Below are 14789 nucleotides of genomic sequence, written 5' to 3'. Positions count from 1 at the left end.
AAGAGTCGAGGAGGTGTCAGTGCTGAAAAATGGATTCTACAACACAGCCGCCGGGGTTGTCCGCCTGGGGCTGGCGTTTTGCACAATTTCATTTCTGATCCATCTTACATAGAAGTACTGAATGCCTCGGTACCAAGATTGTAGAAATACTTAAATAAGTTAGCTCTAGACTCATTGCTAGACGAAAAACTTAAGTATGAGTTCGGATTACCGATATGAGTACTTGAGGAACACTTAAACAAGTCTGCCTTTACCAATGAAGCTAAGGCGCAAAAGATATTTTGTCTGTATGAGCGGAGAACGGATAATGCACACAATTCAACCTCTGACGCTACGGCACAATTTCTCTTGGACTTTTCTTGGCAACGTGGTTTATGCAGGTTGTCAGTGGGCGATGCTTGTGGTGCTTGCCAAATTAGGAACACCGGAAATGGTAGGGCAGTTTACTTTAGGCTTGGCAGTGACTGCACCTATAATGCTCTTATGCAATCTGCAACTGAGAGCCATTCAAGCCACAGACACTCAAGGACAGTATCAGTTTGCAGATTATTTTTCGCTAAGGTTGGTGACTACTACCCTCGCCTTAGTGATGATCGTGGGAGTAATTCTTTTAGGAGGCTATCAAAGTGACACAGCGTGGATAATTCTCACAATCGGCATTGCAAAAGCGATCGAGTCTATCAGTGATGTCTTCTATGGGTTTTTGCAACAGCAAGAGCGAATGGATCGTATTGCAATATCGATGATTGGCAAAGGAGTTCTGTCGATCGTGGTTTTGTCGATTGCAGTTTATCTAACGCGAAGTCTAGTTTGGGGCGTAATGGGGTTGGTCGCTGCATGGGCAATCGTCCTGCTTTGGTATGACATCCCAAATTTCTACACTATGCAAGGAATTTTGGAGAGAGATTTTTTAAAATTCCCTGCTCTCCTAAGCTTTAAAGGACGCGCCAAAACACTGCTGAGATTATCTTGGGTTGCACTACCGCTTGGCTTTGTAATGATGCTGATTTCTCTCAATGCCAATCTGCCTCGCTATTTTATTGAGCATTATTTAGGACAGCGAGAACTTGGCATTTTTGCAGCAATGGCATATCTGCAAGTTGTCGGAACTACCGTTATATCTGCATTAGGGCAATCTGCAAGTCCTCGATTGGCGAAGGAGGCTGCTTCAGGAAAACAATTGGGGTTTCGCAGAATACTTCTCAAACTTGTGGGGATTGCATTTGTTTTAGGGTTGTTTGGAGTGCTAGTTGCTGTTTTTGCTGGGCACAATGTTCTGAGTCTACTCTACAGCCCGGAATTTGCAGAACATTCAAACCTACTCGTTCGCTTGATGGTTGCCGCAGCGCTCTGGTACATCACCTCAATTCTTGGATATGCAGCCACTGCAAAACGGAGAATTCACAAACAGTCGATCGTGCTACTGACCACAGTTCTGGTATCGGCTTTAAGCTGCTACTGGTTCATCCCCACGGCGGGTTTGTTAGGTGCTGCTAATTCGATGGTGATTACCTCTGCTGTCGCCATGATGGGCTACTTTTGGCTTCTAATTTTCTAGTTTTCACCTTACTTACGGTTTAACTTAATTATGACGAATACAGATTTCATCACGAAGATTCTTGCTCCTTATCAACCTCAACTTCCGACGGAAGAGTTGGTGTTAGAGGTCAACAGGCTCTATCACGCCGTTGAAGCTCAAGATTATGACGATCGCCACCCCGAAGTTCATGAACAACTGCCTCCCATCTGGAAAGAAATGACTGATCATGCAGCTAAAACTGCTGAGGTAAAAGAATGGAGAATTCTAGACTTCGGTTGCGGCACTGGTTTTGAAGCTGAACAACTAATTCGCTACCTGCCTCAAGGCAGCATTGCTCGATTGACTTGTTATGATCCTTCTCCAGAAATGCTTGATCGCTGTCGAGCTAAAATTACTCCTTTGTTCTCAGATGCGGTGTTTGTTTCTGATTTAAGCAGTCAACTAGACGACCCACAAACTTACAACTTGCTTGCAACCAATTCATTACTTCACCATTTGCCGAATCCGCTCGGTACGATCAATTATCTACTACCTCAACTGAGTAAAAACGTGTTGTGGTTAGCGGGACATGAGCCTTCTAGCCGCTTCTACAAGAATGCTGAATGTGCTCGGCTATACAAGGGTTTCTCACAGCAAAAGCAGTGGAGCAGGTTCTTATCAGTTGAGAACTACCTCACCAAAGCTAAACAGTTGGTTGGGTTAAGAAGCAATCCTTCAAAGGAGGCGGCAAAAGCTGCTTTTCATAAAGGACTGTTTAAACAACAACCTTCTCCATTTGTGGTCGGTCGCTTAGTTGATTTTCATGTGGCTCACTCTCTCGAAGAAGCAAGTCAAGGACGAGGGTTTGACTTTAAGAGTATGCAGCAAGAATTTGCAGATTCCTGGCAGCTTGAGTGGGTCAAAACATACTCATTCATGGGAAGTTCTTATGAGCAAGATTTGTCAAGTCGTTGGTCTGATGCTAGTCGAGAAATGGCTCAGAAGTTTCCTGACGATGGGGCGAATTTTTGCACAGTTTGGAGACGGAATTAAATGAGGATTCTTCAAGTCGTTGGCGGGATGAACCGACACGGAACCGAAACGTGGCTGATAAGTGTGTTGAGATCGATCGCATTGAGCTAGAAGTTTTAACCTATATTTCTTACAAACAGCTAAGAAAAAATTTAAGGAGAACTAGCTGAGGATTTTACCCGGTGTCAGAACTTACAATATTCCGGACAAAGTTTGAGCAGGAACTAAGGCTCAAACCCTCATCCGTCGTGGACAAGATCTTTTTTCCAAGTCGGGGGCAGAGCTAACTTGAAAAAATAGCTCGATCCTTTAACCAATACTCCGGACAAAATTTGAGCAGATTTTAAGGCTCAAACCCTTATTCTGCCGTGGACAAGATCTTTTTTTCCAAGTCAGAGGCAGAGCTAACTTTGAAAAAATAGCTCGATCCTTGAACCATAAACTCTGAAAGCCTTGTGGAACCGTTCAAAAAAATGTCCGGAGTATTGTTAACTACAAACTCTGAAATCTTTACAGAGCGGTTTAAAGAATGTCCAGAGTATTTAACCTATAGAGTTGAAAGACTCTTCAATCACCCTATTCATTTTGCTAAAAAGCAATTAATTAACCGCTCAACAAATTAATTTAGAGGCTGTGAAGATGTCGAAACAATCCAACACTCTAGAAATAATTATTCTTCGAATGCACATTCTGGTAATGCCCTTTATTAGTGCATTCTCTATTAGTCCCTGGCTGCCGTTACCCTTAGTATTGATGGCACTGGTGACAATTTTTGCATTACTAACCGCAAGGCTTAAGTTTACTAAAGAAGATGTCGAAATCTTTCTAGTAATCGTGCTGGGAATTATTGCAATGATGTTCTCAACAGACTATTTAGGGGCGAAGAATCTAAATCACACTGCCGCGATCCTAACTTCAGTAGTGTTCTTTTTTATTACAGTCAAAAGCTTACTTAGAAAAGTTAAGTCTCTCGAAGTGTTTGGGGAAGCTTTTGCAGTCTCCCTAGCAATTGTTTCTGCTTTTGTGGTGGTTGAGTTTATTGGGAGTAACTTTTTTGGCATTAAATTTGTAGACGTAATTCCTTACGGTCAAATAGATTTATCAGATGCTTCGGTTGCAGGTTATTTTATTAGACCTCGCGGTTTTGCGGAGGAAGCAGGACACATGGCAGTCTTCTATGAACTTGCCCTACCTCTTTCGTTCCTATACTTTAAAGACAAGCCATTTATTATCCAGGCAAGCTATTATTTACCTGTTTTGGGGACGTTTATTCTTTTAGTCAGCGCGACAGCGTTTGTAGCTCTCCCTGTTGCACTCATGATCGTTTCTTTATCTAACATTCGTTCTAAAAGCTCTCTTGTTATAGTTATCGTTGTAAGTTTGTTGGTTGTTATCGCTCTGTCTTCCGATCTTAGTCGATCTTACTTAGATCAAACCGTTGGGGCGCGATTACAAATATTCTCCGATCCCTCTGAGCAAAGTAACTTTTCAGCCTTCGATCGAGCGAGGCGATTTCGAGATGCTTTAAGCTTGTTTGTTTCTGCGCCATTCGGAATTGGCTGGGGGACTGTTTCTCAAATGGCAGTAGATAGTCAAATTTTTGCAGGGATTCAAGTGGTTGATGCAGGTCTAATTAGTTTATACGCTGAAGTTTTAATTGCTTCTGGATTGATAGGATTAGCCTTATTTTTAAAATTCATTGTGGCGCGAATTATTGGGTTGTCTAAAATAAGAAGCCTTGAATCTAGACTCGTTTTGGTTGCTGTTTTATCCCTTTCAATTCACTATACTTTTATCTCAAACTATTGGTTTCCGATGATATGGTTCGCCCTTGCAGCCGCAGATGTCATCATTCAAAAAGATAAGTGTCGTACTTTTAGAATTGATAACTAAAGAACTCTGATTGTATTAGCGTCACAAATCAAAAACAAGCTAAATTATGAAAGTTCTACACATCATCAATTCTTTTGAAGGAGGCGGAGCAGAAAAACTATTGCTTCAACTTCACGAAATTTCTTTAGCTCAAAATATTAATAGCCATGCCTTAAGTTTGATGACTTCCTCTGCGAATGGCTTACACAACACTTCCTCGCTGAATTTAGATAACCCCTACCGAGTGCTAGCTCTGTTTAAGCTTTACTCATTTCTTAAACAACCTTTTTGGCGAGACTTAGACATTATTCATGTTCATTTATTTCCGGCTCAATTATTTGTGCCGATCGTTCTTAAACTGCTAAAGCTTCACGCTCGTCTTATTACCACTGAACACAGTACATCTAATCGTCGTAGAAGCACGAATTTAGGTAAGGCAGTTGACAAATTTCTCTATACTTTCTATACGAAAGTAGTTTGCATCAGTGCTGGAACCTCTACGTTGTTGCATCAGTGGCAGCCCCAAATAGCAGATAAATTAGAGGTTATTCATAACGGAATTAATCATTCTGAATACTCGTCTAACGTAGAGGAGAGACCACATCATAAAGCTCCTATTATTGTTTCTGTGGGTAGATTGGTCCAACTAAAAAACTTTGAAGCAGCAATTCAAGCATTGAATAGCCTCTCCGATCGGTCCTTTGAATACTGGATCTTGGGTTCAGGACCTTTAGAAGCTGATTTGAAACGCTCGGTGAAATCTCTAGGAATGGAATCCAAGGTGAAATTTCTGGGGTTTCGCAAAGATATCCCTGATTTACTCAGGCAGGCTGATATTTTCCTACTCCCTTCTCTTTGGGAAGGATTTGGTCTGGCAGTCGTGGAGGCGATGGCGGCAGGGCTTCCTGTTGTGGTGAGTAATGTACCAGGACTGCAAGAAGTTGTTCCTCAAGAATCTCAAGCTGGATTTTTAGTTGATCCATCTTCTCCAAACGACATTGCTGCCGCCTTGGACAAATTGCTTAAAGACCCAGATTTACGGTCTCGAATGGGCAAAAATGCACAACTTCAGGCAGCTCGATTTGACATTCAAAGTACAGCTTTAGAGTACTTGAACTTATACAACCGAGTCTCTCAATGAAAATTCTTCACACTAGCGCAGTTGGATACACCGTTAAGAATCTGTTGCTTCCTCAAATCAATTACTTTTTAACTGAGCGCTTGTCGGTTGAAAGTACCTGCTCTCCTGGAAATGAGTTACAAGAGTTGCAGCAGAAGGGATATGTGATTCATCCCATTACGATCGCTCGTCGTTTCTCTCCATTGGCTCACCTAATTGATATTTATCACTTAGCGAAGTTAATGCGTGACCACCAGTATGATCTCGTTCATGTTCATACGCCTGTTGCTGCTGTTGTCGGTCGTATTGCAGCTAGATTGGCAGGTGTTCCACGAGTGGTTTATACAGCTCATGGATTTCCATTTCACGATCAATCACCACCCTTAAACTATTGGTTGTATTTCACCGTTGAAAAACTGGGTGCATTGCTAACTGACCTAGTATTGACGCAGAGTGAAGAGGATTTTGAAACAGCGCAAAAGTCAAACCTGTGCCCACCAGATAAAGTGCGCTATCTTGGCAACGGCATTGATGTTGATCGCTTCAGCCGAACTTGTTTAGAGTCGGGTGCTCAAATCCAACTGCGACGGTCTTTAGAAATTCCTGACACCGCAGGGCTTATCATCGGCATGATCGGGCGACTGACCCTCAAAAAAGGCAGTGGGGTTTTAGTGGAGGCGATCGCAAACCTACTGCCTGAGTTTCCCAATCTGCATCTGCTGATTATCGGGGCACAGGTAAAAGGCGACCCCGAACCCTTTCAAGCAGAACTGCTCCAACGAATTCACACGCTTGGCTTGAAAGATCACGTCACATTCACAGGTCATCGCCAAGATACTCCTGAGCTGCTCGGACTGCTCGACATTTTCACGCTACCCACTTTTACCCATGAAGGGCTACCACGATCGATCCTAGAAGCGATGGGAATGGAGTTGCCTGTGGTGACAACCAATATTCGAGGCTGTCGAGAAGCTGTGCTTCACGGTCAAACTGGGCTAATTGTGCCTCCTCGTCAGGCAGACCTACTTGCAGAAGCGCTACGGATATTGCTGCTTGATGCCAATCTGCGAAGTGCTTACGGAAGAGCAGGTCGTCTGCGAGTCCAGTCTAAATATGATGAGCGCTTTGTTTTTCAGCGTCTTACGACCTTCTATCGAGAACTCGGAATCCTACCCCACCCTCTTCACAATGTTCACAATGAATACCAAGCGAGTCCTGCTGTATGTGATCACAAAATCTGAACTGGGCGGCGCTCAGTCCCACGTTCGAGATCTGACTAGACATTTTCATCTAGAGTATGAAGTTCATCTGGCAGTTGGGCAAACTGGTTCGCTGACCGAAAGCCTTCGGGATGCGGGAGTGACGGTTCATTGTGTCCCAACATTGACACGGGGAGTTAACTTGCTGAAGGATCTACTCGCCGTCAAAGATTTTGTTGCTCTGATTAACAAAATTCAGCCCGACATCATTCATACTCATAGCAGCAAAGCGGGGGTTGTAGGGCGAGTTGCAGGATGGCTTTGTGGCATTCCCACCATTTTTACAGCGCACGGTTGGGGCTTTACACCGAATACGCCTCGCTTGCGTCGATCGCTGGCTCTGTTCACCGAAAAACTGTTGGCACCGCTCACCGCTAAGCTGATCTGTGTGTCAGAGAGCGATCGCCAGTTAGCGTTGCGGTTAGGGGTAGGGACTCCATTTTCTTTGACGACGATTCGCTGTGGCATTCCGAGCGTTTTAGCTCCGAGTGCTCAGCCCGCAAAGGAACCACCTCGCTTGATCATGGTGGCACGATTTAACGAACAGAAAGATCAAGCCACACTACTTAAAGCGATCGCTCAACTAAAGCAGGAATCCTCCTCTCTTGATTTGGTGGGCAGTGGTCCTTCTCTAGAAGCCTGTAAGACGATGGCAGAGACATTAGGAATTGCTGACCGAGTGAATTTCTTGGGCGATCGTCAAGACGTTCCAGATTTGTTGGCACGATCGCAGATTTTTGTGTTGAGCACTCACTATGAAGGGTTGCCCATCAGCATTTTAGAAGCGATGCGAACAGGGTTGCCTGTGATTGCTACAAGTGTTAATGGAATTCCTGAAGAAGTGATACAAGGCGAAACGGGTTGCCTAGTTCCTCATGAAGACGGGGAGGCACTCGCGATCGCACTGAAAACGCTAATTCGATCTGCTGAACTGCGTGAACAAATGGGACAAGCGAGTCGAGCTAGGTTTTTGCAGGAGTTTACACTGGAATTGATGCTGACTCAGATTCGATTGGTGTATCAGGAAGTTCTGTCACAACAGCTTAGTTCTAGGATTGAGACTGGCACCGCTTCGACCTGCGAGTAGTCAAAACATTCTCGCTTTTGGAAGGAGCTGCCGCCGCAAAGCCACTTATTGGCACTGATATTCCCGGTATTTGCTGTGCGATTCAGGCAGGAAAAACGGGCTTGTTAGTGCCTGCTAAAGATGAAGGGGCGCTGACAGAGGCGATTCAGACATTAGCGGCTGACTTAGAATTGCGATCGCGCCTCGGTCAAAATGCCAGAAAGCGCGTCGAGCAGGAGTTTTCACGAGAAAAGGTTCTCAAAAGTTTGCTGGAGTTTTATCGACAGCTATGAGGGTGGCGATCTGTGGGAGGTGCGATCGGTGTTGCTGCAATTAGTTGACACTCCTCAGCCTTAAAGAGACGGGGAGTGAAGGCACTGAAAGACTTCTAGCCCTTAAAAGAAAGTCCTGTGGAAAAAGCAGTTCTGTTAAGCTATGGAGACGCGAGGTGTAACTAATTCTCCCTCCTCACCCAGTGGAGCGAAGCCCTCCCAATCCTTCTCCCCCAAGAAAAGGGCTTCCAAACCGTTCCGGTTCCCTCTCCCCGTGGGAGAGGGTTAGGGTGAGGGCAGTCTTTGCGGGCGTTTCAGGAAAGTTGCAGATCTCGTTACAAGTACTAATTCAGCGAGGCGAACGATGACTGCCTTAGTGATTAATCTGCGTCCAATCATTAACCTGACCGACGATGAATTTTATGAGTTTTGCCAACACAATTCCGATCTCAGAATTGAACGCACCGCAACAGGAGCGCTAGTTGTTATGCCACCAACCGGAGGAGAATCAGGACATCGGAATGCAGACTTGACGACGGACGTGAATCTGTGGAACCGTCAAACAGAATTGGGAGTCGTTTTCGATTCTTCAACCGTCTTCAAGTTGCCGAATGGAGCGAATCGATCGCCCGATGTCGCCTGGATTACGAATGAACGCTGGAACGTTTTAAGTGTCGAACGGCAGAAAAAGTTTCCTCCGATCGCTCCTGATTTTGTGATCGAATTGAGGTCAGAAACCGACACGCTGAAAGATCTTCAGGAAAAAATGCGGGAATATGTGGGCAATGGAGTGCGGCTCGGTTGGCTCATTGACCCACAAATAAGGCAAGTGAGCATCTATCGCCCTGATCAGCCTGCTGAAACGCTACAGTCCCCAACCACGCTTTCGGGCGAAGCAGTCTTACCCAGGTTTGTGCTGGATCTGAGTCGAATTTTTGGTTAACCGCTCGTGCTGACCCAAATGGGGGTTGAGACTGGCACCACTGCGACCTGTTGCTAGCCAGAGAATCGATCGCCCACCATCTCGCAAAACTCGCAGCAGTGACTCTGATTTGAGATGTTTTGCAGGTACTGAAACCGTCGTAACCGCAATCCCTCGACTGCCCAATACGATCGCCGCGATCGTGCTCGCTCTCCTCATGTGATAGTCCGAAGTGATCAGGTAGAGGTGCTGTAGTTTTTGTTGGGCAAAATTATCTACAAGGGACGTGAAATTTGTCACCGTATCCGTTGCTTGACCGTCAAAATTGACTTGATTTTCTGGAATGCGAAACTGTCGAAAAATTTGGCGATTCTCGATCTCGTAAGCGGCAAAATCAGAAATCCAAATATCCAAATCAGCATGAGACTGCCAGAACTGAGCCGCAAACTTCATGCGATCGAGATCTCCACCCAATACGAAAATCGCCTGCGGAATGGGAGTTTGATGAACCGCGATCGTCAGTCGAATAGGAACGATCGCGCTGATCATCAACACTCCCACCAAAAACCAGTTGATCAGCCGATTAGGGTTGCCTGTTCGCGATCGCAGACGCTTGTGCATGGCGGCTCTTTACAGAATGGGTCTGAGCGATCGGGGCTTGTCTAAGCCGTTTTGCCAAAGTTTGGATCAACGGATGCTGAATAGTCTGCTTGTCGCGGCGAATTTCCCAGTAGAGGGCAGTGCGGACGATTATATCCAAATCATCGTAGCGCGGTCGCCAGTCGAGGACTTGACGAATGCGATCTGCACAAGCCGTCACACAAGCAGGATCACCCGGACGACGATCGGTTTCAATCACTGAAAAATTAACCCCAGAAATGGCTTTGACGCGATCGATCACCTGCCTGACGCTATAACCCTGCCCATATCCACAATTCAAAATCTGGCTCTCGTGACCCGCTTCCAGATAGCGCAGCGCCGCTAAGTGAGCCGATGCTAGATCTTCAACATGAATATAGTCGCGAATCCCGGTGCCGTCAGGGGTAGGGAAGTCGGTGCCAAAGATTCTCACACCCGGTTTACGGCTTAGGGCAGCATCACAGGCGGCACGAATCAGGTGCGTGGCTTCGAGATTCATCTGTCCAATCCGTCCACTCGGATCAGCGCCTGCAACGTTGAAGTAGCGGAGAATGACGTGACGCAAATGAGACGCTTTGCTGGTGTCTTGAATCAGCCATTCGCTCATCAGCTTCGATCGTCCGTAAGGATTGATCGGCAGCGTGGGTGTCTCTTCAGTGACAGGGTTATGAGCAGGTTCGCCATAGACCGCAGCCGTGCTGGAGAAAATGATTTTATCAATGCCAAACGCATCGCAGCATCGCAGCAAATTCAAGGTGTTGCGAGTGTTGTTAGCGTAGTAGTCGAGGGGATTGATCACCGATTCGGGAGCGATCAGACTGGCAGCAAAATGCAGCACTGCAGTAAATTGATGAGTAGCAAAGACTTTGTAGAGCCGATCGAGATCTGCTAAATCTCCAACGATCAGTTTGCCAAATAACACAGCAGAGGCGCTACCTGTTGAGCAATTGTCATACACCACCACGTCATAGCCCGCTTCACCTAGTTGCCGCACCACATGGGAACCGATGTAACCTGCGCCACCCGTCACCAAGACTTTCTGGTTCATCTGCCTTTTCCTAGTAGAACAACTCGAATGGTTTTAAATGCGATCGCCCACTCCAACCAGAGCGAGTAATGCTTGATGTAGTACAGGTCGTAGGCGAGTTTTTCGTAAGCATCCTCTACAGAAGCTCCGTAGGGATACATCACCTGTGCCCAGCCTGTAATGCCCGGTCTCACCCAATAGCGAACGTCGTAATAAGGAATTGCCGCTGCCAGTTTCGTGTCAAATTCTGGGCGTTCTGGACGAGGACCAATCAGGCTCATTTCCCCGCGCAGTACGTTCCAGATTTGGGGCAATTCGTCGATTCGCATTAAGCGCAGCCAGTGCCCAACTCGTGTGATGCGTGGGTCGTGTTCTTGTGCCCACTGTGCGCCTCGCGTTTCGGCATCTTGATACATCGATCGAAACTTGTAAACCTTGAAGGGCTTGCGGTTTAGCCCCGATCGCAGTTGACTATATAACACCGCACCAGGACTATCAAGCCGAATCGCCAGCGCCGTTAGGATGATTACGGGTGAGAATGTAATCAGTAATGTAATTGCAGACATCACATCAATCATTCGTTTAATCTTTAGACTAACTCGATCTCCAATCAGTCGATAACCGCTACTCGACACAAACCAGGAATCACTGAGTAACTTGGACGGTAACTTATAAAAGAACGTCTCGTAAAAATCGAGTAGTCCATAAATAGAAGTTCCTTGTAACCGCAAATACATCAGATGGCTGAGTTGTGATTCGGTCAGTTCATCTTGATCTGAAACAATGATGCCTAACCCAGAATGAGGATGATGAGTCAAGCGATCGTTTGATTGTTCAACCCAGGTTAAAGGATGGAAGGTTGTCAGTTCAGAATTTTCGGTCAATATCAATCGTCCAGAAGAATTCGACGCTGAAAAATCCTGTATGAACCTCTGAGTCTGCTCTCCACTTCCCAAGACCACCCATCGATCGCGTTGAGCCTGAACCCAAGCGATCGCTCCCCATCTTAAGAGAATCGCCCAACTTGTAAACAATCCCAAACTAGGTAATAAAACGCCTCGTCCTAAAAGTGCATTCTCTACCCACAGTCCTGATAAGTAAATAAAAGCAGCACTAAGCAGGGCGATGGTCGAATTGCTGATTACGATTCGCAGCGAAACCCAAACGCCTTGAATCTGCAACTCTGGACGATAGGCATCGACTAAATATAGCCCCGTCAAAACCAACAACCCCACTCCATAAAGGAGGGGATGCAGTTCGCTCAGTTGCCCAAACCGAAACCACAGCGCTAGTGACAGAGAAACGCCTAATCCCAAGATATCTCCTGCGAGGAGAGCGATCGCAAGTTGGCGACGAGAGACCAGTAATTTTGCTGGTGGATTAGAGAAAGAGGTGCTAGTTGACATCTAAGATACTTAGAGCGTGGACAGGGAAAAGCGATCGAGAAATGAGAGCGTTTTGTTCTCGATAAGGCAATCACCACAGGTCGTTAATTCCAACGAATCATTTCAACAATGGAGTCTCTACCGCCAAACCCACCTGTGGGCATCACTGATTTCTACTAAGATGCCCAATCCCAAATCAAGATCACGATGCTTGCAGAAACTGTTCTTCATTCCCCGAAATCCTACGGAGACCGCCCAAAACGCTTCAGAAGATACACGGATGCTTGCAAGCCGCGATTGCTTCACAGTCATGGGGTACTTAGGGAGAGACGAGGAATGAAGCCTAAATAGTCAGGTTTAAATTCTGACTTTTGTGCTTTTCACTCCACACTCAGCGCCCAGCCCATAGAGCCATTCCTTCGCCCTTATCCCTTGCCCCTCGGTCTTGCCATGTCACCCAATCACGAAGATCAAGATTCTCTCGATTTGCAGCGCTATTGGCTGATTCTTAAGCGGCGTTGGTTGCCTGGTTGTCTGGCGATCGGCTCTATATTTGGGCTGACGGCTGCTTTGACGTATTTGCAAAAGCCTGTTTATGAAGCAGAAGGAACACTTTTGTTTAAGAAGACAAATCAAACTTCTTCGCTTTCTGGAATGACCGAGAAGGTAGGGGAGTTGAGTGGTTTGACCCAGATGAGTAATCCCCTAGATACTGAGTCTGAGATTCTGCGATCGCTTCCTCTCGTTAAACAAACAATTACTACGCTGAAGCTCAAGAATGCAGAAGGTGAACCGCTCAAGGTCGAGGAGTTTCTCAAGCAATTAAAAGTGAAAAGCGTTCGTGGAACCGATGTATTGGACTTGTCTTATCGCAGCACAGATGCAAAAGAAGCGGCTGAGGTCGTCAACCTGCTGGCGAAAAACTATATGGAAAATGACGTTCGCACAAACCGAGCAGAAGCGGTTGCCGCACGAAAATTTATTACTAAAGAATTGCCTAAAATAGAGTCTAGAGTTTTAGAGGCAGAACAGTCTCTACGTCAGTTTAAGGAAGCCAACCGGGTTGTGGCACTCGATGAGGAAGCAAAAGCGACGGTCGCAGGACTCAGCGATCTCACCGATCAGATTACCAAAGCGCAGGCAGCTCTAGCAGATGCCAACGCTCGCGCTGGGTCAATGCAGACTCAGTTAAGACTCGATTCTAAACAAGCGATCGCGCTCACCTCTCTCAGTCAATCCACCGAAGTTCAGCAGGTGTTGACCGACTATCGGCAGGTGCAAAATCAGTTAGCCGTGCAGCAAACGCGCTATCAAGATGGTCATCCGTCGATCGTCAATCTCAAACGCAAAGAAGCTGCCTTGAGAACTCAGCTCGATAAGCGGGTTGCCCAAACTCTGGAGAGTCCTCAATCGATCGCCGACCAAAACTTGCAGATGGGTCAGTTAAAGCAAGGCATGACGGCTGACCTGGTGAAGCTAGAAAGCGAACGATTGGGGCTGGCAAATCAGGTGAACGTGCTCAGAAATGCCTATGTGATCAATCGAAACCGTGCCAACGTGTTGCCCCGGTTAGAACAGATTCAGCGAGGGCTAGAACGCCAATTGCAGGTAGCTCGCACAACTTACGAAGAATTACTCAAACACTTGCAAGAGGTGCAGGTCGTTGAAAATCAAAATGTCGGCAATGCGCGAGTCGTGTCTGAAGCAGCAGCGCCCGATCAGCCGATTTCTCCTCGAATTTTGCTCAACCTGGCACTGGGCGGATTTTTAGGAGTTTTGGCGGGGTTAGCGGTGGCAGCCATGCTGGAGGCGATCGACCATTCAGTCAAAACCATTGACGAAGTTAAACGATTGCTCGACTTTCCACTGTTGGGAACGATTCCTCGATTTTCGCAAAAATCAGGTGAAAGTGCGACGATCGTGCCCGTGCGAGACAATCCCTATTCGCCCGTGAGTGCTGCCTTTGAGATGCTGCAAACGACGCTGGGCTTTACGCTGACAGACAAGGCGCTAAAAGTAGTGTTAGTGACCAGTGCCCTACCGACCGAAGGCAAATCTTTTGTCGCTGCCAATCTTGCGGTGTCGAATGCCCAAATGGGTCGTCGTGTGCTGTTGATCGATGCCGATATGCGGCGACCGAGTCAGCATGAGATCTGGCAACTGCCCAACTTTAAAGGACTCAGCGATGTTTTGGTGGGTCAGGCAGAGTATCAGACAAGTGTGACTGAAGGATTGATCAATCTAGACATTTTGACGGCTGGTACGATTCCGCCCAATCCGATGGCACTGATCACGTCACAACGGATCGCCGCTGTGATTGAAGCCGCAAGAGCAGACTATGACTTTATCGTCATCGACACGCCGCCGATCGCCCTCGCCGCAGAGGGTCTGACTCTGGGCAAACTGGCAGATGGGGTGCTGTTGGTTGTCCGTCCGGGAGTGGTCAATACGGGCGCGATCGCGACTGCAAAATCGCTTTTAGAGCAATCGGGTCAACACGTTTTGGGCATGGTGATAAACGGCATCATTTCTAGCAACGAATCGGGCAGCTACTACGGCATCGATCGCTACTACGGCTATCGCGCCACGCCCGAACTCAATGGTGCCAAAATTTCTGCCAGGTAAATTTTCTTCAATTTTATAAACAGATAGTCCGCCGCACATTCGTGTGATTTA

The 14789-nt window shown here is 46.6% G+C and carries 12 protein-coding genes; 9 read left to right on the top strand and 3 right to left on the bottom strand.

Features of this window, described 5'->3' with window-relative positions:
- Window positions 1–307 precede the first annotated feature (307 nt).
- From A8707_RS08825 to A8707_RS08790, 8 genes are all read left to right on the top strand, one after another.
- Window positions 308–1558 (top strand): oligosaccharide flippase family protein, encoded by a 1251-nt coding sequence (locus A8707_RS08825; RefSeq protein ID WP_068816445.1) that lies wholly within the window; start codon window positions 308–310, stop codon window positions 1556–1558.
- A gap of 30 nt (window positions 1559–1588) precedes the next feature.
- The gene (locus A8707_RS08820) at window positions 1589–2572 is read left to right on the top strand and encodes a class I SAM-dependent methyltransferase (protein WP_068816444.1); all 984 of its coding nucleotides are present in this window, start codon (window positions 1589–1591) and stop codon (window positions 2570–2572) included.
- A 618-nt stretch (window positions 2573–3190) separates the two neighbouring features.
- The gene (locus tag A8707_RS08815; protein ID WP_068816443.1) at window positions 3191–4444 is read left to right on the top strand and encodes an O-antigen ligase family protein; all 1254 of its coding nucleotides are present in this window, start codon (window positions 3191–3193) and stop codon (window positions 4442–4444) included.
- A gap of 46 nt (window positions 4445–4490) precedes the next feature.
- A complete protein-coding gene (locus A8707_RS08810; protein WP_068816442.1) occupies window positions 4491–5564 on the top strand; it encodes a glycosyltransferase family 4 protein in 1074 nt (357 codons plus the stop codon).
- Window positions 5561–6784 carry a glycosyltransferase family 4 protein gene (locus A8707_RS08805; protein ID WP_068816441.1) on the top strand — a complete coding sequence of 408 codons (1224 nt, stop codon included), beginning with the start codon at window positions 5561–5563 and terminating at the stop codon, window positions 6782–6784. The genes A8707_RS08810 and A8707_RS08805 overlap by 4 nt, the downstream gene beginning before the upstream one ends.
- Window positions 6741–7889 carry a glycosyltransferase family 4 protein gene (locus A8707_RS08800; protein WP_068816440.1) on the top strand — a complete coding sequence of 383 codons (1149 nt, stop codon included), beginning with the start codon at window positions 6741–6743 and terminating at the stop codon, window positions 7887–7889. The genes A8707_RS08805 and A8707_RS08800 overlap by 44 nt, the downstream gene beginning before the upstream one ends.
- 17 nt (window positions 7890–7906) lie before the next feature.
- Complete coding sequence (locus A8707_RS08795) at window positions 7907–8161, top strand: glycosyltransferase (RefSeq protein ID WP_068816439.1); 255 nt, start codon at window positions 7907–7909, stop codon at window positions 8159–8161.
- A 343-nt stretch (window positions 8162–8504) separates the two neighbouring features.
- Window positions 8505–9083: a Uma2 family endonuclease gene (locus A8707_RS08790; protein WP_068816438.1), complete on the top strand. Its 579-nt coding sequence runs from the start codon at window positions 8505–8507 to the stop codon at window positions 9081–9083.
- On the opposite strand, the gene A8707_RS08785 is transcribed toward A8707_RS08790, so the two are convergent.
- The 3 genes from A8707_RS08785 to A8707_RS08775 are packed head-to-tail and all read right to left on the bottom strand — an operon-like array spanning window position 9042 to window position 12134.
- Window positions 9042–9683, bottom strand: coding sequence for a YdcF family protein (locus A8707_RS08785; protein WP_156518449.1), 642 nt, complete (start codon window positions 9681–9683; stop codon window positions 9042–9044). The genes A8707_RS08790 and A8707_RS08785 overlap by 42 nt on opposite strands.
- Window positions 9646–10749 (bottom strand): UDP-glucose 4-epimerase GalE, encoded by a 1104-nt coding sequence (galE, locus tag A8707_RS08780; protein WP_068816437.1) that lies wholly within the window; start codon window positions 10747–10749, stop codon window positions 9646–9648. Before galE ends, A8707_RS08785 begins: the two co-directional genes overlap by 38 nt.
- Window positions 10746–12134 carry a sugar transferase gene (locus A8707_RS08775; RefSeq protein ID WP_068816436.1) on the bottom strand — a complete coding sequence of 463 codons (1389 nt, stop codon included), beginning with the start codon at window positions 12132–12134 and terminating at the stop codon, window positions 10746–10748. Before A8707_RS08775 ends, galE begins: the two co-directional genes overlap by 4 nt.
- Before the next feature lie 429 nt (window positions 12135–12563).
- On the opposite strand from A8707_RS08775, the gene A8707_RS08770 reads away from it, so the two are divergent.
- Window positions 12564–14738, top strand: coding sequence for a GumC family protein (locus tag A8707_RS08770; protein ID WP_068816515.1), 2175 nt, complete (start codon window positions 12564–12566; stop codon window positions 14736–14738).
- Window positions 14739–14789: the final 51 nt, after the last annotated feature.

Origin of the sequence: Phormidesmis priestleyi BC1401 (assembly GCF_001650195.1) — a bacterium.
GTDB classification, from domain to species: domain Bacteria; phylum Cyanobacteriota; class Cyanobacteriia; order Leptolyngbyales; family Leptolyngbyaceae; genus Phormidesmis_A; species Phormidesmis_A priestleyi_B.
This window is presented reverse-complemented; position numbering and strand designations above follow the sequence as displayed.

Bases quoted from the DNA above. Each gene is read 5' to 3' on its own strand.
- A8707_RS08825 (WP_068816445.1), top strand. From the start codon at position 308: ATGCACACAATTCAACCTCTGACGCTACGGCACAATTTCTCTTGGACT.
- A8707_RS08820 (WP_068816444.1), top strand. From the start codon at position 1,589: ATGACGAATACAGATTTCATCACGAAGATTCTTGCTCCTTATCAACCT.
- A8707_RS08815 (WP_068816443.1), top strand. From the start codon at position 3,191: ATGTCGAAACAATCCAACACTCTAGAAATAATTATTCTTCGAATGCAC.
- A8707_RS08810 (WP_068816442.1), top strand. From the start codon at position 4,491: ATGAAAGTTCTACACATCATCAATTCTTTTGAAGGAGGCGGAGCAGAA.
- A8707_RS08805 (WP_068816441.1), top strand. From the start codon at position 5,561: ATGAAAATTCTTCACACTAGCGCAGTTGGATACACCGTTAAGAATCTG.
- A8707_RS08800 (WP_068816440.1), top strand. From the start codon at position 6,741: ATGAATACCAAGCGAGTCCTGCTGTATGTGATCACAAAATCTGAACTG.
- A8707_RS08790 (WP_068816438.1), top strand. From the start codon at position 8,505: ATGACTGCCTTAGTGATTAATCTGCGTCCAATCATTAACCTGACCGAC.
- A8707_RS08785 (WP_156518449.1), bottom strand. From the start codon at position 9,683: ATGCACAAGCGTCTGCGATCGCGAACAGGCAACCCTAATCGGCTGATC.
- galE (WP_068816437.1), bottom strand. From the start codon at position 10,749: ATGAACCAGAAAGTCTTGGTGACGGGTGGCGCAGGTTACATCGGTTCC.
- A8707_RS08775 (WP_068816436.1), bottom strand. From the start codon at position 12,134: ATGTCAACTAGCACCTCTTTCTCTAATCCACCAGCAAAATTACTGGTC.
- A8707_RS08770 (WP_068816515.1), top strand. From the start codon at position 12,564: ATGTCACCCAATCACGAAGATCAAGATTCTCTCGATTTGCAGCGCTAT.